Genomic DNA, 20,118 nt, shown 5'->3' with positions numbered 1-20,118 from the left:
TCGACATACGAAAACAGCGACCCCGTCCGATCATCCCCGCCGCGCATCCAAATTCCCTCGAAATCACTTGCAAGATGGAATCATGTGTCCAGCCCAAAAGCCAGTGGGTTTTTCAGCAGCCTGCTAGCCTTCTTTGTTCTAGTCTTCGTTTGCAGCGAGTTGCGACAACACCTGGCCGCGGCCGCGAATCCGCAGGATCAGTGGAATGAGAAAGGCTGCCGCCGCAACGATGAGCAGGCCCGCGGCGATCGGCGACATTACCAGCGTCGTGACGTCGCCCTGGCTGATCGCCAGCGCCCGGCGCAACTGCTGCTCGGCAAGCGGCCCGAGGATCAGGCCGACGACCGCAGGCGCGATCGGATAGCCGAAGAGCCGCATGAGATAGCCGAGAACGCCGAAGGCGAGCAACATGCCGAGCTCGAACACCGACGGGTTGGCGCCGATCGTCCCGAGCGTTGCAAACAGCAGGATGCCCGCATAGAGCCACGGCTTCGGGATCGTCAGCAGCTTTACCCAGAGCCCGATCATCGGCAGGTTCAGCACCAGCAGCATCGCATTGGCAATGAGCAGACTGGCGATCAGACCCCAGACAAGCTGCGGATTGGTGGCAAACAGCAGCGGCCCCGGCTGCAAACCGTATTGCTGGAAGCCGGCAAGCATGATTGCCGCGGTTGCCGTCGTCGGCAGACCGAGGGTCAGAAGCGGCACCAGCGTGCCGGCGGCCGACGCGTTGTTGGCCGCCTCAGGCCCGGCCACGCCTTCGATCGCGCCATGGCCGAACTCCTCCGGGTTCTTCGCCAGCCGCTTTTCGGTCGCGTAGGACAGGAAGGTGCCGATTTCGGCGCCGCCCGCCGGCATCGCGCCGATCGGAAAGCCGATCAAGGTGCCGCGCAACCAGGGCTTCCATGATCGCGCCCAGTCCTCAGCCGTCATCCACAGCGAACCCTTGACCGCCTCGACCTTCTCCGCGATCCGGTTGCCCTGCGCGGCGATATAAAGCGTCTCGCCGATCGCAAACATCGCCACTGCCAGCGTCGTCACCTCGACACCGTCGAGCAGGTCGGGAATGCCGAAGGAAAGCCGCGCCTGTCCCGTCTGCTGGTCGATGCCGACCATGGCGAGCGCAAACCCGATGAACAGCGACGTCAGCCCTCTCAATGCCGAATCGCCGAAGGCCGAGGAGACGGTGACGAAGGCAAGCACCATGAGCGCGAAATATTCGCGCGGCCCGAAGACCAGCGCCAGCTTGACGATATAGGGAGCGATGAAGGCAAGCCCGAGCGTGGCAATCAGACCAGCGACGAAGGAGCCGATCGCTGCCGTCGCCAGCGCCGGCCCGCCGCGCCCGGCGCGCGCCATCTTATTGCCCTCGAGCGCGGTGACGATCGAGGCGCTTTCACCCGGCGTGTTGAGCAGGATCGAGGTGGTCGAACCGCCATACATGCCGCCGTAATAAATGCCGGCGAACATGATCAGCGAGCCGCCGGGATCGAGCTTGTAGGTGACGGGCAACAGCAGCGCCACGGTGAGTGCCGGGCCGATGCCGGGCAGCACGCCGACGGCGGTGCCGAGCGTCACGCCGACCAGCGCATAAACCAGGTTCATCGGCTGCATCGCAACCAGGATACCCTGCCATAGGAATTCGAATGTGCTCATCTTGGTGTCCCAAGCGGTGTTCCCAACCATGCGATTTCGAGGTCAGGCGCCGCGCAAAATCAAAAGAGCTGACAGCGCGTCCGCGCGATCAGAAGAACAGATGTTCGAGCGGGCCGGCCGGCAGCGTCAACTGCAGCAGCTGCGAGAAGATCGCCCAGACGACGAAGCTGAGGACGATGCCAAGCGGCAGCGAGATCCAGAGCTTGCGTTTGCCGAAGCCGCGTGCCGTCAGCGCAAAGAGGATGCCGGTGGCGATCGAGAAACCGGCGACGCGTAGAAGCAGCATCTGGCCGGCCAGGCCGGCGACGATCCAGATGACGGGCGCCACTTCCTGCCGCTCGCGTTCCGGAAAATCGCCGCGCCAGGCTTCGAAGGTGGTCCAGATCCCGAGACAGAAGAGGCCGAACGCCACCACCTGAGGCACCGTCGCCGGGCCGATGCGGTCGTATTGCGCGATCGTCTTCAGATGCGAGGCATCCCAGCCCATCACGCCCGCGATGACGAAGAGGAAAACGGCAATGATAAACGCCGCCCAATCAGGGCGGCGTGTCGTTGCCGAGGAGGTGTTATCCTCGTTCATTGAACAAGTCCGATATCTTTGAGAATGCCTTCGGTGGCGGAGACATCCTTCTCGAGCTGCGCCTTGAAGGCATCGCCGGACAGATAGGTGTCGGCCCAACCCTTGGTCTTCAGAGTTTCCTGCCAAGTGGCGGAGCTGTGCAGCTTCTCGAAATCGGCGGTGACGCTTGCCACCTGTTCTGCCGACAGACCGGGAGCAGCGGCAACCATGCGCCAGTTCTGGATGACGACGTCGGTGCCGGCTTCCTTCAATGTCGGGGCATCGACGCCGTCGATGCGCTTGTCGCTGGAGACGGCGAGAAGACGGAGCGTGCCGGATTTCACCTGCGATTCGAACTCACTGTAGCTCGAAACGCCGGCTGTCACCTGGCCGCCGAGAATGGCGGCGAGCGCCTCACCACCGCCGGAGAAGGCGACATAGTTGATCTTCGTCGGATCGACGCCGGAGGCTTTGGCGATCAGGCCGACGGTGATGTGGTCGGTACCACCGGCCGAACCGCCGCCCCAGGAAACGGCGCCCGGATCCTTCTTCAGCGCCGCAACCAGATCGGCCATCGTCTTGATCTCGGACGAGGCGGGAACAACGACAGCCTCATACTCGCCGGTCAGACGCGCGATCGGCGTGACTTCCTTGAGCGTCACCGGCGATTTGTTGGTGAGGATCGCGCCGACCATGACATAGCCGCCGACGATCAGCGAGTTCGGGTTGCCGGCAGCCTGGCTGGCAAACTGCGCGAGCCCGATGGTGCCGCCGGCGCCCGGAACGTTCTGGACCTGCACGTTGCCGGAGATCTTCTCCTGCTGCAGCGCGGTCTGCAGCGAGCGGGCCGTCTGGTCCCAGCCGCCGCCTGGAGCGGCAGGCGCGATGATGGTGTAGTCGGCCGCATAGGCCGGCAGCGCGATGGTCGCGGCGAGAAGGGTTGCGATGAATGTGTGCTTCACGATGTGTCCTCCGTCGGCGGCTGAGCAAACCGCCTGTTATTCTCCAGGGAATCGGAAGGAATGGCCGGCCAGCGGACGCAAGCGTCCTGAATGACGAGCAGAATACCTCCCAAGGCTTCAGCTCTCCGCCTCCACGGAGAAGAAGTAGCCAAAGCCACCACAACAAGCTGTCATTTAGCTGACATCGGCGAGATATCCAGGAGAAGAGGCCACTTTTTTGCCGTAATTGGCGGATGGCGGTCTAATCCCGGTCTTTCTCCGCCGTATGGCCAGTGCATTATCCGTCGCCAGAAACGGCTGCAGGGCGCCAAGCTCTCGACTCCTGCATCGCCCGCAATACCTGTGGTTTAATGCCTTGAAACTACAGCCCGAAATCGATTACATCTTGATCAATTCGGGGTTCTTCTTCCCGCTACCTCGATTTCTGCAGATCTTTATTTCGCCGATCCCCATAGGAAACGATATGTCGCGCTGCCTGCACACGGATCCGGACCGGATTTACGACGACATGCGATTGCTGCGCCCCGGCGCAACCCTAACGCTGGAAGGCGGACGATACCCAACGCCGCTTGTCCTTTCCTCAGTCAGCGGCTCCCAGCAGCAACCGGTCGTGATCCGCGGCAACGGCGCCGTCATCGATGGCGGCGCAACCTACGAAGACTATCGCCAGACCGCCAACCGCCTCTCCGCCGTACAGGAAGCCAATGGCCGTTTCCCCGGTATTTACTACCTTGCCGATAACGCAGCACTCATGCTGCGGAATTGCCAGTGGGTCGTCATCGAGGATCTCAAGTTCGAAGGCTGCTGGCCGACCGCGATCTATCTCGACAACTGCCGGCACATTACGCTCCGCCGCCTGCATATTCGCGGCAGCACGATCGCCATCGGCGCTGCCGGGCCTTACACGCGCCATCTGCTGATCGAAGGATGTGACTGGATACAGGATGAGCAATCCCACGGCGAGGCGGACCTTGCAGCGATCAGGAAGACCGGCGCGATCGAAGCCGGGCTCGATCCCGGCGATTGCAGGCTCTGGCGAAAATTCTCGTGGGCGCAGGTTCATGGCAATATCGAAGACACCAGCAGCCGCGTGAACGTCGAAAAAGACGAGCGCGGTTTTGACGGCGATTTCTTCCGGGCATGGACCATCGCCGGCTATGTCGTCCTGCGCAACAACGTCATTCTCGATGCCTTCAACGGCATCCATCTCTTCAACGATGCCTCCGATTCCGCGACGGAGGATTTCTGCCGCAACATCGTCATCGAAGACAACTGGTTCGTCCGCATTCGTGACAACGCCGTCGAGGCGGAAGACTATGCCTGGAACTGGACGGTGCGCGGCAACAGGTTTGTCGACTGCTACATGCCTTTTTCGCTGGAGATGCAACGATCCGGCTACTTCTATATCTACGGCAATCTCGGCTGGAACCGTCATCGCCCCGGCCCCGATGACGACGATCGCAATTTCGGCCAGCTTTTCAAATTTCCCAAAAAGCACGAAGCAGTCGGCCCGCACTACGTCTTCAACAATTCATGGATGCTCAGAGGCCCGATCAGCAAGCGCAACCGTATCAGCCAGTTCCATCATCTGAACAATGCGATCGGCTATTACGGCGCGGCAGGCCTGTCGACGCTGCAGGATTCCGCCCCCTTTGGCGCGGGCTGGCAGAGCACGCCAAAGGCGGGACAGGATGAAGCGTCGCTGGAAGGCGAGCATTTCACCAGGCTTTGGCAGGAGCTCGACATCCGCTTCGATGGCGATCTGATCGATCATAAATATTTCCCCGACCTGCTGCGTGATGCGGGATATCCGATCGGCGTGGATGCTAACCCCGGGCCGGTTCCCTTCCGCTCGACCGGCTTCGGCATCCCCGACGGGCTGCAACTGACCGCACAGGTTCCGGCAGTCCCCTTCCAGATGAAGCTCCCCGATGGGCGCAAGCAGATCATCGCCGGCTCGAATTACGCCGTCGGAGCCTGGCAGGGCGAACATCCCTTTACGGTTAAGGAACCCATGTTCTACGAATACTGGCTCTATCCGGAACTGTGCGGAAAGAACGAACCGGCTGAAAGCTGACGCTTTCACTGCGCGCGCAGGACCTCGTTCCAGCGTGCTATCAGCCGCGCCCGTTTCACCTGGTCGAGATAGACCATCAGCCCGGGGCTGACCGGCACCGGCCGCAGTTGGGCGCCGAGCAGTTCCTGCAGCGTATTGGCGGTATTTTCCCCCGCCACCTCGGGGCTGACGGCCGGGATTTGCAGCTCGCGCGCCATGATCGTCTGCCCTTCCCTCGACATGAAGAAGGTGAGATAACGCCGGCCGAGCTCCGGCTCGGCGGCGGCCTGCGGCACCAGCCCGATCCGCGACATCACCACGGTATAGTCTTTCGGCAGCACGATGCCGACATCCGGATAACGCGAGGCCCAGTCGGCTGCATAGGAGCCGAGAATATTGTAGCCGAGCACGAAGCGCCCGTCGGCAACACGTTCGAGGATCGCCGAACTCGTCGAATAGAGCTTGACGCCGGCAGCCCCCATCGCCCCGATCACCGACCAGATGTCACCGAACTGCTCCTGGTCGCGCGCCATGAACAGAAAGCCGACGCCGGAGCGCTCGATATCGTAGGTGCCGATCCGCCCATAGACGTCGTTGCCCTTGCGTTTGAGGTAATCGACGAATTCCGCCCGCGAGCTCGGCACCGGCTCATGCGCAAAGCTCGGCTTGTGATAGACGAACACCGCCGGCTCGAAGGTCAGCGCATAGGCGGTGTTGCGCCAGTTCGCCCATTTCGGCCATGCGGCGCTCATCGGCAGGTTGCTGACCTGCGCATATCCGTCATTGGACAGCTTCACCTGCAAGTCCATCGCCGAGGAAAAGGCGAAATCCGCGGTCTTCTTGCCGGCATCCGTCTCCCTGACGATCCGGTCGTGGATATCGCCGGTCAGCATGTCCTCGTATTTGACCGCGACGTCGGGATTGGCTTCCTGGAATCCCCGGATCATCGGCCGCGCCAACGGCTCGTCGAGCGAGGAATAAACCGTCAGCACCGGCGCATCGGAATTGCCCGATTTCGCCGGATAGAAGGCCTGATCGGCGAGCGCAAAGCCCGGCCAGAACGCCAGCAGCAAGATCAAAACTCTCCTCATGCCGTAACAATGCCTGAGGGCGCGGGGAGGAGCAAGGGCGGTGGAACTAGGCGAGGATCCATTCCATCAGGGCGTTTTGTGCATGCAGCAGGAAAGCCTTGGCGGCGCGGCTTTGGCACAGCAGATGCTCCATCGCTTCGGTCGTCACCTCCTCGCCGCGCCTAACCGGCGGGCATGGCAGAAAGATCGCATCCTCCCGCAGCCGATCGAGCAGATCGGCTCCGATCCGGTAGTCGGCGAGCGCGTCTGCGGCAGCGTCACCGGGCCATGAATCGGTGATGACGATGTCGGCATCCAGCAGTTCGCCCATATCGGTGCTCGCGCGAAAACGTCCGTTGAGCAGCCCGATGTCACGGATATGCCAGCGTTCGGGGTAGACTTGCACCACCTCGATCGGCAATACGATCGACGCCTCGACCCAGGAACGGAGAATATTTGCGTCCGCCGCCACCCCAACGACCTTTAGCCCGTCGATCGAACCGCGCCGGCTCTTGATATAGCCAAGGTCGCCGAGCGTCTCGCAAGGGTGGTTGGAACGGGTGCGCGCATTGATGACCGGCATCGGCGCGACTGCCCCCACCGCCTTCAGCGTCGCCAATTCCCTTGTGCGGATCACCAGCATGTCGAACCAGTTGCCGAGATAACCCGCAAGATCGCCGGTCTCCTCCCGGGCATTGAAGCCGATCGGCACATGCACGCAGATGCCGCCCATTGCCTGAATGCCGAGATCGAAGGCAGTCGTATTGCGCCAGCCGCCGTCATCGGCAATCAGCGCAACGCGTTTGCCCGCAAGGCTCTGCGGCATCGCATTTCCATCCCAGGCTTTGGCGAACTCACCGGCGCGCGCGATAATCGACCGAAGCCCGGCCTCCGGAATATCGTTAAACTCCAGAAAATTCCGGGCCGAACCTGTCATCCAAAATCTCCGCCGCGCATGAAACATCACCACAATAACCGGCGCCGGCCTCACGGCAACCGCCGAAGCAACCGTGAATCGCATTCATACCGCGTTGGATACGATCGCGAATCGTCTTCTAGGTTATGCCCCCTGGGTCCGGCTCAAGCCTAAAATCGACCGGCGATCGGTTTTATGTACCGACCCCCGGAAGCATCGGCCAAAGCAAAAAACCCGATTTCTCCGATTAGAATCGACCCTTCATCACAAAGGATTAGCGACAAGCATCATCCTTCACCCATTCAGAGTATTGATGAAGATCGGCGACGCTATATGGTCGCGCTGCCGTGTCAAAACGTCGAATTCGCCCGAATTTCTATTCGGGGGACGACTCTACGCGACAAAAACTCTATAAAAAGCTGGACTAAACTGGGAAGATCCTGGGGAGGGGTCATGGAACGACGACTGAGCGCTATTCTCGCTGCGGATGTCGTTGGCTACAGCCGACTGATGGGCATCGATGAATCCGGCACGTTGCAGGCGCTGAACCGCCATCGCTGCGAGCTGGTCGACATTCGGATTTCAGACTACAAGGGCCGGATCGTCAAACTCACCGGCGACGGCATCCTTGCCGAATTCCAGAGCGTGGTAAACGCGGTCGCCTGCGCCGCCGAAATCCAGCGCAGCATGGCGGCCCGCAACGAGAACGTGCCCAAGGACGAACGCGTCGAATTCCGCATCGGCATCAATCTTGGCGACGTCGTGGTCGAGAACGGCGATATCTTCGGAGATGGCGTCAATCTCGCCGCCAGGCTTGAGCGTATCGCAGCGCCGGGCGGCATCGCTGTGTCGGCCTCGGTGCGCGATCAGGTCGGCTCGCGCCTCAATCTCGGCTTCGAATTCATCGGCGAGCATATGCTGAAGAACATCCGGCAGCCGGTTCAGGTCTATACCGTCACCCTGGCGCCGCCCTCCTCGGCGAAATTGGTCGCGCAGAACCGCAATACCTGCTTCATCGCAGTGCTGCCCTTCACCAATATGAGCGGCGACGCCGATCAGGACTATTTCTCCGACGGCATCACCGAAGACATCATCACCGATCTCTCCAAGATCTCCAGCCTGCACGTCGTGCCGCGCAATACCATCTTCACCTACAAGGGCATCTCGGTGAAGGTGAAGCGGCTCGCCCAGGAACTTGGCGTGCGCTACGTGCTCGAAGGAAGCGTGCGCATCTTCGGCAATCGCGTGCGCATTTCCGGCCAATTGATCGACACCGCCAATGGCGATCATCTCTGGGCCGAGCGTTATGACCGCGACCTGACCGACATCTTCGCCATCCAGGACGAGATCACCCATGCGATCGTCGGCCAGTTGAAGGTGCGTCTGCTGCCGGAAGAAAAGAAGGCGATCGCCAATGAGCCGACCGCCAATGTCGAGGCCTATACCTATTATCTCAGGGGCCGCCAGCTCTCCCATACCTGGACCAAATCCTATCTCGAACTCGCAAGGCGCATGTTCTGCAAGGCGGTTGAACTCGACCCGGATTATGCCCGCGCTTATGCCGGCATCGCCGATTGCGACGCGGCGATCCGCGACTGGGCACCTGATGACGTGCCGCTGAGGCGCATCCTCGAGATGAGCGCCCGCGCGCTTGCGCTTGATCCCGACCTTCCCGAGGCCCACGCTTCTCATGGTCTGGCCCTGCATCAGAGCGGCTTTGACGGGAGGGCGGCGGCGGCCTTCGAACGTGCATTGGCGCTGGACCCGAACCTTTTCGAGGCGAATTTCCATTATGCCCGGTTCTTCTTCATGCACGGCAACTTTGCCGAATCGGTTCAATATTTCACCCGCGCCGCCGCGATCCGCCCTGACGACTACGTCTCGCCGATCCACCTGATGTCCGCCTACCGCTCGCTCGGCCGTGTGTCGGATACGGAAAACTGGGCGCGCCTCGGCCTGCTGCGCGCCGAACGCGCGCTGAACGTCAATCCGGAAAATTCCGGCCCGGCCCATCGCGGCGCGCTGGCGCTTGCCCATATGGGCGACGCGATGAGGGCACGCGACTGGGCTGCGCGCGCGATCGCCATCGATCCTGATGACATCGTCGCGCAGTACAATCTCGCCTGCGTCTATTCCGTCCTCGGCGATGTCGACCAGGCGATCGATCTCCTTGAAAGGCTGCTGCCTCACAGCTCCGTCTACCATATCAAATGGTTCAACAATGATTCCGATCTCGACAACATCCGCGACGATCCTCGCTTCCAGAGGCTGCTGGCCGCCGCGATGATGCAGCGCGAACGGGTCGAAAGGACCGGGAGCTGAAGCCAGGCCCTTCCCGCCGTTCACTGGCGCATCGGCCCGAAAATCAGCATCGATTTTCGGAAAGCACGATGCGAGGATTGAAAGTGTTTCAGCGTCCTTTGCGCGTCTGACAGGCGCGCGGCGCTGTAAGCTCCAAAATCGCTGTGACATCGCTCCCCCACCTCTGTAATCTCCTTTGAAAAACAGGGGGAGATCCGTGCGCATCCTGCTCACCGAAGACAATATCGCGCTGGCCGACGGCCTGTCGGCGATCTTGCGCGGCACGGGCCATGCCGTCGATGTCGTTCACGACGGCGCATCCGCCAATGCGGTCATCGCCGCTGAAAATTTCGATCTGGTGATCCTCGACCTCAACCTGCCCGAGATGGACGGGCTCGACGTGCTGCGCGCCATGCGCGCCCGGCAAAACCAGGCAGCCGTGCTCATCCTGACCGCACGCGGTACGCCGGAAGAACGGGTGAAGGGTCTCGATCTCGGTGCCGACGATTATCTGATCAAACCCTTCGACATCGCCGAATTCGAGGCCCGCGTGCGCGTATTGCTGCGCCGCCAGGCAGGCCTGCGCTCGGCGACTGTCAGTTTTGGCAGCATCTCGTTCGATCTCAATTCCCGAGCCTTTTCGGCAGGCGCCACGCCGCTGGACATTCCCGCCCGCGAACTTGGGCTGCTCGAAATTCTTTTCATGCGGGCCGGCAAGGTCGTCGCCAAGGAGGCGATCATCCAGTCGCTGACGGCCTTCGACGACGACATTTCGGCAAACGCCATCGAGCAATATGTCAGCCGCCTGAGGAAACGTCTCTCACCGCACGGCCTGACGGTCAAGACCGCCCGCGGCATCGGCTATTATCTCGACAAGCTTCCCGAGGCCTCATGAAAGCCGCCTATTCCCTCAGGCGCCGGCTGCTCTTCTGGCTACTTGTGTCCACAGCGGTCATCGGCACGCTGGCGCTCGCCGATACCTATCGCGAGGCGGTCCAGACCTCGAACATCGTCTCCGACCGTGTGCTCGCCGGCTCCGCGCTGGCGATCGCCGAACGCGTCGTCGTTGCCGAAGACGGCACCCTGCAGGTCGATATCCCCTATGTTGCGCTTGAAATGCTGACCTCGGCCGCGCAGGACCGCGTCTTCTACCGCGTCGACGGTCCGCCGGGCAAATTTATCACCGGTTACCAGTCGCTGCCGGTCCTGAAGAAGACACCCGCCAATGCCGCCGCCTTCGCCGACGACAGCTTCCGCGGAGAGCCGATCCGCGTCGCCACACTCGAACGCTCCGCCTCGACGGGCATCCGCTCCGTGCCCTTCGTGGTGACGGTCGCCGAAACCACCATTGGCCGACGGCAGCTGGCGCAAGCAATCCTCGTTCGCTCGGCACTCCGCCTCGCCTTCATGATCGCGGGTGCCGCCGTCATTGTCTGGATCTCGGTCACGGTGGCCCTGCGTCCGCTCTACAAACTCGGCGACGCCATCGGCGAACGCAGCCCCGATGATCTGCATCCGATCGAGCAGACGGTGCCGAGCGAGGTCCAGCCGCTGGTCGATACGGTGAATAGCTTCATGGTCCGCCTGCAATCGGCCCTCGATGCGCTCCGCCACTTCACCGGCAATGCCAGCCATCAGCTGCGCACGCCGCTGGCGATCATCCGCACCCAGCTTGCTCTCTCTGCCCGCGCCGGCTCGCTTGAGGAGGCGCAGGCGGCAGCTCTGAAGGGCGATCAGGCGGTGGCGCATGCCGAGCGCATCCTCGCCCAGCTTCTCCTGATGGCAAAGATCGACGCGGCCACCGCCAAGGAAGCACTGACCGCCTCCGCCATCGATCTTGCCGCCATCGCCCAGGAAATTACCGGTGAGCAGATCCCGACGGCTGCCGTCGCCGGCATCGATCTCGGTTTCGAGGGCGGAAGCCCGGCGATGATCCGCGCCGAGCCGCTGCTCATCGGCGAAATGCTGCGCAACCTTGCCGGAAATGCCATCGCCTATGCCGGCAAGGGAGCTGAGGTCACCGTCCGCATCATCGCAGCAGCAGAGACGATCCGCCTCGAAGTCGAGGACAACGGCCCCGGCATTCCACGCAACAAGCTGGAGGCGGTGCGCGGGCGTTTTTCGCGCGGCAATGAGACAGGTGCGCCGGGCGCCGGCCTCGGCCTGCCGATCGTCGAGGAAATCGCCAATCTTTTCAATGCCAACCTGACGCTGGAGCCGGGCCCGGATGGCAGGGGCCTGAAGGCGGCCGTCACCTTCGCCAAGGCCGCATAAAAGCCTTCAGCCTCTACAACGCCGCGCGTCTTTCGGACGCGCTAAGGACGCCGTAGCATTTTGAATCGCGGCATAATTCCTTAAATCGATTCCGATTTAAGGAATTATGCCGGTGACCTTTCCAGCTTGCTTTCTTTCGCTGCATTGCACACACTGATTTCGGGAACAGCAAGCCGCACGACGATGCGCGCCGGATAAAAGAGAAATATGTCGATCAAAGCCAGCATCTATCATCTGACCCATTACACTTATGATAAACCGATCCGCCTCGGCCCACAGATCATCCGACTGAAACCTGCCTCGCATTCGAAGACACGGGTGCTCAGCCACTCGCTGAAGGTCACGCCCTCCAACCATTTCGTCAACCTGCAGCAGGATCCCTACGGCAATTACCTCGCCCGCTACGTCTTTCCGGACCCGGTGACGGAGTTCAAGATCGAGGTCGATCTCGTCGCCGACATGACGGTCTACAATCCCTTCGACTTCTTCGTCGAGGAAGAGGCAACCAAGTGGCCCTTCGGGTACCCTGAGACGATCCAGGAAGATCTCTCGATCTATATGACGCCGGAACCGGCCGGTCCCCGCCTGAAGGCAATGCTGCCGACGCTCGACTGGTCGCCCGACCAGCCGACGGTCGATATGATCGTCGGCCTGAATGCCCGCCTGCAGCGGCAGATCGGCTATGTCATCCGCATGGAAACCGGCGTGCAGACGCCGGAGGAGACGCTTGAAAGCGCCAAGGGCTCCTGCCGCGACACCAGTTGGCTGCTCGTCCAGATCCTTCGCCATCTCGGCCTTGCCGCCCGCTTCGTCTCCGGCTACCTCATCCAGCTGACGCCGGACCTGAAAGCACTCGACGGCCCCTCCGGCACCAAAGTCGATTTCACCGACCTGCATGCCTGGGCGGAGGTCTATCTGCCCGGCGCCGGCTGGGTCGGCCTTGATCCGACGTCTGGGCTGCTGACCGGCGAAAGCCACATCCCGCTTGCCGCCACGCCGCATTATCGCAACGCCGCGCCGATCTCGGGCGGTTATTTCGGCGAGGCCGAAACCGAATTCGCCTTCGACATGAAGGTCTCGCGCGTCGCCGAACACCCGCGCATCACCAAGCCTTTCTCCGATGAAAGCTGGGACGAACTCAACGAACTCGGCGAGAAGGTCGATCGTGTCCTCGAAGCCGAGGACGTGCATCTGACGATGGGCGGCGAACCGACCTTCGTTTCGATCGACGATTTCCAGTCCGAGGAGTGGAACACCGCCGCCGTCGGCCCGACCAAGCGCGAAAAGGCCGACAGCCTGATCCGCCGGCTGCACGAACGCTTCGCCCCCGGCGGTTTCCTGCATTATGGCCAGGGCAAATGGTATCCGGGCGAAAGCCTGCCGCGCTGGACCTTCTCGCTCTACTGGCGCCGCGACGGCAAGCCGGTCTGGCAGAACCTCGATCTGGTGGCTGTCGAAGGCAAAGATACCGGCGTCACCGCCGAGGATGCCGAGAAGTTTTTGACGGCGATCGCAAAGGAACTGGCGATCAAGCCTGACATGGTGCAGCCGGCCTATGAGGATCCAGCCGACTGGATCATCAAGGAAGGCAGCCTTCCCGAAAACGTCGATCCGTCGAATTCGAAGCTGAAGGATCCCGAAGAACGCAACCGCATCGCCCGGGTGTTTGCCCGTGGCCTTACCGTCCCCACGGGTTACATCCTCCCGGTTCAAGCATGGAACGCCAAGGCGGCTGAAAGCCGCGTCTGGGTCAGCGAGAAATGGCGCACCCGCCGCGGCAATATCTTTCTCGTCCCGGGCGACAGTCCCATCGGTTACCGCCTGCCGCTCGGCACACTGCCCTATGTTCCCCCGGCGCGTTATCCCTATATCCACCCCGCCGATCCGACGATCCCACGTGAACCGCTGCCTGATGTCTTTGCACCGGCCGGCCGCGCCATGCCTGAAGCCTCTTTCAATGCCGACGAGGGCAATCGCGGCCGGATCGAACAGACGCTCGGTGAACTCCGCGGGGCCGTGCGCACCGCCATGTCGGTCGAGCCGCGCGACGGCAGGCTCTGCGTCTTCATGCCGCCGGTCGAGCGCATCGAAGATTATCTCGAGCTGATCGCCGCTGCCGAAAACGCCGCCGCCGAGCTCAAGCTTCCTGTCCACATCGAAGGTTACCCGCCGCCGCAGGACGAGCGCATCAATGTCATCCGCGTCGCCCCGGATCCCGGCGTCATCGAGGTCAACATTCATCCGGCCTCGAACTGGAAGGACTGCGTCGATATCACTACGGCGATCTACGAGGAGGCGCGTGACACCCGGCTTGGCGCCGACAAGTTCATGATCGACGGCCGTCATACCGGCACCGGCGGCGGCAACCATGTCGTCGTCGGCAGCGCCAATCCGAACAACAGCCCGTTCCTGCGCCGTCCCGATCTCTTAAAGAGCGTCGTCCTGCACTGGCAGCGGCACCCCTCGCTCTCCTACCTCTTCTCCGGCATGTTCATCGGCCCGACCAGCCAGGCGCCGCGCATCGATGAGGCTCGTCACGACAGCCTCTACGAGCTGGAGATCGCCATGGCGCAGATCGCTGCACCCGGCCGCGGCCAGCAGCCGCTGCCCTGGCTCGTCGACCGCCTGTTCCGCCACCTTTTGACCGACGTTACCGGCAACACCCACCGCGCCGAGATCTGTATCGACAAGCTGTTTTCGCCGGACGGTCCGACCGGACGGCTCGGCCTCATCGAGTTCCGTGGCTTCGAAATGCCGCCGAACGCCCGCATGTCGCTCGCCCAGCAATTGCTGGTCCGCGCGCTGATCGCCCGGTTCTGGGTCAACCCGGTCGATGGCAAATTCGTCCGCTGGGGCACAACTCTGCACGACCGTTTCATGCTGCCGCATTTCGTCTGGGCCGATTTCCTCGACGTGCTTGCCGACCTTCGCGAAAACGGCTTCGACGTCAGTTCGGAATGGTTCAAGGCTCAGCTCGAATTCCGCTTCCCCTTCTGCGGCGAGGTCGAATACGAAGGCTCCAAACTGGAGCTGCGCCAGGCGCTTGAACCCTGGCACGTCATGGGCGAGGAAGGTGCGCCGGGCGGCACTGCCCGTTACGTCGACAGCTCCGTCGAGCGCCTTCAAGTGCGGCTCGAGACCAGCAATGCGGCGCGCTACACCGTCACCTGCAATGGCCGCACTCTGCCGCTGACGCCGACCGGCACCTCCGGCGTTTCGGTCGCCGGCGTCCGTTACAAGGCGTGGCAGCCGTCCTCCGGCCTGCATCCCGTCTTGCCGATCAACACGCCTTTGACTTTTGACATTTATGATACATGGTCGAAGCGTTCGATCGGCGGCTGCATCTATCATGTTGCCCATCCGGGCGGCCGGACCTATGACACCTTCCCGGTCAACGGCAACGAGGCGGAAGCAAGGCGGCTCGCCCGCTTCGAGCCGTGGGGACATACGGCGGGTGGTTATATCCCGCGCGCCGAGACGGGTTCTCTTGAATTCCCGCTAACGCTGGATCTGAGGCGGCCCGCCGGAATTTGAAGCCGGGGGATTGAGGCTGAGGTTAAGGCCGGGGGTTTAAGGCTTGGGTTTTGATGGGTAAGAGGCCGGCAGTTGAGCGCAGGGGAGAAGCAGAGGACCGCATCGGCAAGGATGCGGCCTTCGACTATGCGCCGCTTCCTGGCACCGCCGACGAGATGGTCGACAATAAAGGTGTTGTCCGCCCGGTCTGGAAGAATTTCCTGTCGCATCTGAGCGCAATGCCGGAAAAGGATCTCGCCGAGCGTTTCGCCCGCGCCGACCGCTATCTCCGGGATGCCGGCGTCTTCTACCGTGCCTACGGCAGCAAGGGCACCGGCGAACGCGCCTGGCCGATCTCGCATATTCCGGTGCTGATCGACGAGCGCGAATGGCAGACGCTGTCGGCAGGCCTCGTCCAGCGCGCCGACCTGCTCGAGGCGATCGTTGCCGATATCTACGGCGACAACCGGCTGGTGCAGGAAGGGGTGCTGCCGCCGGCGCTGATGGCCGCTAATCCCGAATTCCAACGCCCGCTCGCCGGCATCCGGCCGGCCTCCGGCCATTATCTGCATTTCTGCGCCTTCGAGATCGGCCGCGGACCGGACGGCAACTGGTGGGTGCTGGCCGACCGGACGCAGGCGCCGTCGGGCGCCGGTTTCGCGCTGGAAAGCCGCGTCGCGACGACCCGGGCCTTTTCGGATATCTACGCCGAAACCCCGGTCCACCGCCTCGCCTCCTTCTTCGGCGCCTTCCGCGACGCGCTGCAGGGCATGAAACATTCGGGCGACGACCGCATCGCCGTGCTGACGCCAGGCCCCGCCAACGAGACCTATTACGAGCACGCCTACATCGCCCGCTATCTCGGCTTCATGCTGCTCGAGGGCGAGGACCTCACCGTCGTCAAGGGCCGCGTCATGGTGCGCACCGTCGCCGGCCTGAAGCCGATCGGCGTGCTCTGGCGCCGTCTCGATTCGGCCTTTGCCGACCCGCTGGAGCTGAACCAGAATTCGCATATCGGCACGCCCGGCCTCGTCGAAGCGCTGCGCGCCGAAAGCGTCACCATCGTCAATGCGCTCGGTACGGGGGTTCTCGAAACCCGGGCGCTTCTGGCCTTCATGCCGACCATCTGTCACCGTCTACTGGGGCAGGATCTGCAACTTCCATCGATCGCCACCTGGTGGTGCGGCCAGGAGGAAGAGCGCGAGCACGTCGCAAAGAATATCGAGAAGATGGTGATCGGCCCGGCCTATTCCCGCGCCCCCTTCTTCGACGACAGCGGCGAATCCGTGCTCGGCTCGTCACTGCGTGCGGCCGCCAAGGATTCCATCACCGACTGGCTGAGTTCGGACGGACCGAAACTTGTGGGACAGGAGGTCGTCACGCTCTCGACGACGCCCGCCTGGGTGGACGGCAAGCTCGTGCCGCGGCCGATGTCGCTGCGCGTCTTCGCCGCCCGCACCGCGAACGGCTGGCAGATCATGCCCGGCGGTTTTGCCCGCATCGGCTCTGGCGCCGATGTCGCGGCGATCGCTATGCAGTCAGGCGGGGCGGCCGCCGACGTCTGGATCGTCAGCGACAAGCCGGTCGAGCGCCACACTCTGCTGCCGGCCGAAGGCAGCTTCACCCGCAACATGCCGGGCAGCCTGCCAAGCCGGGCGGCCGACAATCTGTTTTGGCTCGGCCGCTACATCGAGCGCGCCGAAGGGGCGCTGCGCATCCTGCGCGCCTGGCATGCGCGTTATGCCGAGGCTGCCGATCCGAGCCAGCCGCTGCTCGCCGACGTCTCCGAGTATCTCACGGCTGTCGATATCGATACCGCCGAGGCCGTGCCGGAAACGCTTTTACGCCACATCGACAGCGCCGTTTATTCCGCAAGCAACATCCGCGACCGCTTCTCGCCGGATGGCTGGCTCGCCCTCAACGATCTCGCCAAGACCGCCCGCCGTTTCCATGTCAGCGTCGCTGCAGGCGATGACGCTAGTCACGCGATGACCATCCTTCTGCGCAAGCTTGCGGGCTTCGCCGGGCTGGTGCACGAGAACATGTACCGCTTCATGGGCTGGCGCTTCCTCTCGCTCGGCCGTTATATCGAGCGCGGCCTGCACATGACGCGGCTGCTCGGCCACATGTCCGGCCCGGAAGCACCCGACGGCGCGCTCGACATGCTGCTCGAGATCGGCGACAGCGTCATGACCCACCGCCGCCGCTACAACGTCAACACGGCGAGGCTGACCGTCACCGACCTTTTGGCGCTCGACCCCCTCAACCCCCGCTCGGTCCTCTTCCAGGTGAACGAGATCCACCACGAGGTCGAGCAACTGCCGAACGCCCTGATCAACGGCCAGATGTCGCCCTTCTACCGCGAGGCGATGCGGCTCCATTCCGGCCTGGCAGTGATGACGCCGGAGGGCATGGGGGTCGAGGTCTATCAACGGCTCGAACGCGAATTGGAGCAGCTTTCCGAGCTGCTCGCCCAGACCTATCTCGGGTGACATCAATGCTCTACGATCTTTCGCTTCGGATGGGTTACAGCTACGACGTGCCGGCCTCCGGCGCCCGCCACATCATGCGCCTGATGCCGCTGTCACTGACCAACCGGCAACGGCTGGTCGCCGGCTCGATCACCATCTCGCCGACGCCGGACGAGCAGTCGCATTTCGTCGATTTCTTCGATCATCCCGCCACCTCCTTCATGCTGCGCGCGCCGCACGAGACGCTCGACATTCGCATGCAGGCCCGCGTGCAGGTGGAAAGCCAGCCGATCGCCGCCGATTTCTCGCCATTGCTCGCCGACTTGCCGGAGGAGATATCAGGCATCTGGTCGCTGGCGCCGGATTCGCCGCACCACTTCCTCGGCGACAGCCCGCGCCTGACCCAAGCGCGCGAGATCAGCGACTATGCCCGAAGCTGCGCCATGCCTGATCTGACGGCGATGCAGATCGCCCATGCGCTCTGTGCCCGCATCAACAAGAATTTCACCTACGACCCCGAGGCGACGACGGTGGACACGACGCCGCTCGAAGCATTCACGCTGAAGCGCGGCGTCTGCCAGGATTTCACCCACATCATGATCCTGGCGCTCCGGAGCCTCGGCATTCCGGCCGGCTACGTCTCCGGTTTCCTGCGCACCATCCCCCCACCGGGCAAGGAACGGCTGGAAGGTGCAGATGCCATGCATGCCTGGGTGCGGGTCTGGTGCGGCGAGACGATCGGCTGGATCGAGCTCGACCCGACCAACAACATCGCCGCCGGCACCGACCACATCGTCGTCGCCTACGGCCGGGACTATTCCGACGTCGTCCCCGTCATCGGCGTGTTGAAAAGCTATGGCGGCCAACGCGCCGACCAGGCGGTCGACGTGATCCCGCTGAAATAATCCCAAAACTGGAAGAATCCGCCGATTCGTTAAAATTGTATTGACGTCGTAAGGACAACGGAAAGGAGGAGCGTGCCTAATGTCACCCACAGGGTCTATTTCGGGTGAACATGATGAGCACCTCTTTTTTGCATCCCCGCCTGCGTCGCATGTTCAGCGACCGTGGCGGTAATTTCGGTATGATGACGGCGATCCTGCTGCCCGTTCTTTTCGGTGCAGCCGGCATGGCGATCCAGGTGGGCGATATATTGCTCTCCAAACAGCAATTGCAGGAAGCCGCCGATTCCGCCGCGCTCGCAACCGCGACCGCGCTGGCGAACGGCACGATCCAGACTTCGCAGGCCGAGGCCTTCGCGCGGAATTTCGTCGCCGGACAAATGGCGAATTACCTGCAGAGCAGCGCCGATATCAAGAGCGCGACAGGCGTCGATATCAAGACAACGACGTCGGGCAAATCGACATCCTATCAGGTGACGGTTTCACCAAGTTACGACCTCACCGTCAACCCGCTGATGCAGGCGGTCGGTTTCAGCACGCAGCATCTTTCGACATCAAGCACGACCGTCGGCGGCCATTCGGAAACCCAGGGCTCGCTCTCGATGTATCTCGCGCTCGATAAATCAGGGTCGATGGGAGATCCTACCGAAACCGTCAACGTGGATGATCCGACGGAACCATTCACCTACGACTGCAACCTCCACTACAACAGCAAGAATAATAAGTGGGTTTACGACAAATGCACCGGCAGCCGCGCAAATTACTACACCAAGATAGAGGCGCTGAAGATCGCCGCCGGCAGTCTCTTTAGCCAGCTCAACAGCGCTGATCCCAATGCCGAATATGTGCGCACCGGCGCCGTATCCTACGATATCAATCAATACGCGCCGAGCAAGCTCGCTTGGGGGATCACCGCTGTCACGAGTTATGTCAACGCGCTTCAATCGGGAGGCGGCACGAATTCAAGCGGCGCAGTGAACACGGCTTACACATCTCTGACCGCCAAGAACGCCGCGGGCAATGACGCCGAGGACGCAGCTCACAAGCTCAAGACCGGGCAAGTACCCAAGAAGTACATCGTTTTCATGACCGATGGCGACAACAACGACGACAGCAGCTACGGCCGTTCATACGACACCTTGACCAAGGCAACATGCGACACCGCGAAATCCAAGGGCATCGAAATTTACACGATCGCCTTCATGGCGCCCGCGGGCGGACAGGCGCTGCTGCATTATTGCGCTTCCGATGACGCCCATTATTTCCAGGCGGAAAAAATGGAAGATCTGCTTGCCGCCTTCAAGGCGATCGGAGCGAAGGCCTCTGCACAGATGACACGTCTGACGAACTGATAAACGCTCGAGAAACGGGAACCAAAAAGCCGCTCCGGAACAAACCGGGGCGGCTTTTCGTTATCGCTATCCCATCCATCTGATCG

13 protein-coding genes are annotated in these 20,118 nt (G+C 62.3%); 8 read left to right on the top strand and 5 right to left on the bottom strand.

Going from position 1 to position 20,118, the window contains the following annotated elements:
- Nucleotides 1-138: 138 nt before the first annotated feature.
- The 3 genes from HJB84_RS19505 to HJB84_RS19495 all read right to left on the bottom strand — a co-directional run bounded on the left by HJB84_RS19505 (nt 139) and on the right by HJB84_RS19495 (nt 3,177).
- Nucleotides 139-1,656, bottom strand: a complete 1,518-nt coding sequence (locus tag HJB84_RS19505) for a tripartite tricarboxylate transporter permease (protein WP_221116636.1) — start codon at nt 1,654-1,656, stop codon at nt 139-141.
- Between the two features lie 88 nt (nt 1,657-1,744).
- Nucleotides 1,745-2,236 carry a tripartite tricarboxylate transporter TctB family protein gene (locus tag HJB84_RS19500; protein WP_221116635.1) on the bottom strand — a complete coding sequence of 164 codons (492 nt, stop codon included), beginning with the start codon at nt 2,234-2,236 and terminating at the stop codon, nt 1,745-1,747.
- A complete protein-coding gene (locus tag HJB84_RS19495; RefSeq protein ID WP_221116634.1) occupies nt 2,233-3,177 on the bottom strand; it encodes a tripartite tricarboxylate transporter substrate binding protein in 945 nt (314 codons plus the stop codon). The genes HJB84_RS19500 and HJB84_RS19495 overlap by 4 nt, the downstream gene beginning before the upstream one ends.
- A gap of 463 nt (nt 3,178-3,640) precedes the next feature.
- Here HJB84_RS19495 and HJB84_RS19490 point away from each other — a divergent pair, with 463 nt between their 5' ends.
- The gene (locus tag HJB84_RS19490) at nt 3,641-5,254 is read left to right on the top strand and encodes a right-handed parallel beta-helix repeat-containing protein (protein WP_221116633.1); all 1,614 of its coding nucleotides are present in this window, start codon (nt 3,641-3,643) and stop codon (nt 5,252-5,254) included.
- A gap of 5 nt (nt 5,255-5,259) precedes the next feature.
- Here the strand turns inward: HJB84_RS19490 and HJB84_RS19485 are convergent, their stop codons facing one another.
- The gene (locus HJB84_RS19485; protein ID WP_221116632.1) at nt 5,260-6,306 is read right to left on the bottom strand and encodes an ABC transporter substrate-binding protein; all 1,047 of its coding nucleotides are present in this window, start codon (nt 6,304-6,306) and stop codon (nt 5,260-5,262) included.
- 64 nt (nt 6,307-6,370) lie between these two features.
- Nucleotides 6,371-7,240: an ornithine carbamoyltransferase gene (locus HJB84_RS19480; RefSeq protein ID WP_221116631.1), complete on the bottom strand. Its 870-nt coding sequence runs from the start codon at nt 7,238-7,240 to the stop codon at nt 6,371-6,373.
- 432 nt (nt 7,241-7,672) lie between these two features.
- On the opposite strand from HJB84_RS19480, the gene HJB84_RS19475 reads away from it, so the two are divergent.
- The 7 genes from HJB84_RS19475 to HJB84_RS19445 all read left to right on the top strand — a co-directional run bounded on the left by HJB84_RS19475 (nt 7,673) and on the right by HJB84_RS19445 (nt 20,032).
- Nucleotides 7,673-9,541, top strand: a complete 1,869-nt coding sequence (locus HJB84_RS19475) for an adenylate/guanylate cyclase domain-containing protein (protein ID WP_221116630.1) — start codon at nt 7,673-7,675, stop codon at nt 9,539-9,541.
- 196 nt (nt 9,542-9,737) lie between these two features.
- On the top strand, nt 9,738-10,415 hold the full coding sequence (locus HJB84_RS19470; protein WP_207581784.1) for a response regulator transcription factor: 678 nt from the start codon (nt 9,738-9,740) through the stop codon (nt 10,413-10,415).
- Nucleotides 10,412-11,794 (top strand): sensor histidine kinase, encoded by a 1,383-nt coding sequence (locus tag HJB84_RS19465; RefSeq protein WP_207581785.1) that lies wholly within the window; start codon nt 10,412-10,414, stop codon nt 11,792-11,794. The genes HJB84_RS19470 and HJB84_RS19465 overlap by 4 nt, the downstream gene beginning before the upstream one ends.
- Nucleotides 11,795-12,001: 207 nt before the next feature.
- Entirely contained in the window at nt 12,002-15,328 is a 3,327-nt protein-coding gene (locus HJB84_RS19460; RefSeq protein WP_221116629.1) for a DUF2126 domain-containing protein, read from the top strand.
- 53 nt (nt 15,329-15,381) lie between these two features.
- Complete coding sequence (locus HJB84_RS19455) at nt 15,382-17,799, top strand: circularly permuted type 2 ATP-grasp protein (RefSeq protein WP_221116628.1); 2,418 nt, start codon at nt 15,382-15,384, stop codon at nt 17,797-17,799.
- A gap of 5 nt (nt 17,800-17,804) precedes the next feature.
- The gene (locus HJB84_RS19450) at nt 17,805-18,683 is read left to right on the top strand and encodes a transglutaminase family protein (protein ID WP_221116627.1); all 879 of its coding nucleotides are present in this window, start codon (nt 17,805-17,807) and stop codon (nt 18,681-18,683) included.
- Between the two features lie 113 nt (nt 18,684-18,796).
- Nucleotides 18,797-20,032 carry a TadE/TadG family type IV pilus assembly protein gene (locus tag HJB84_RS19445; RefSeq protein WP_207581789.1) on the top strand — a complete coding sequence of 412 codons (1,236 nt, stop codon included), beginning with the start codon at nt 18,797-18,799 and terminating at the stop codon, nt 20,030-20,032.
- The last annotated feature ends 86 nt before the right edge of the window (nt 20,033-20,118 follow it).

It is taken from the genome of Rhizobium sp. NZLR1b, assembly GCF_019685155.1.
Classification (GTDB): Bacteria; Pseudomonadota; Alphaproteobacteria; order Rhizobiales; family Rhizobiaceae; genus Rhizobium.
Note: the sequence above shows the minus strand (reverse complement) of the source record. Positions and strands in the feature narration are given on the sequence as shown.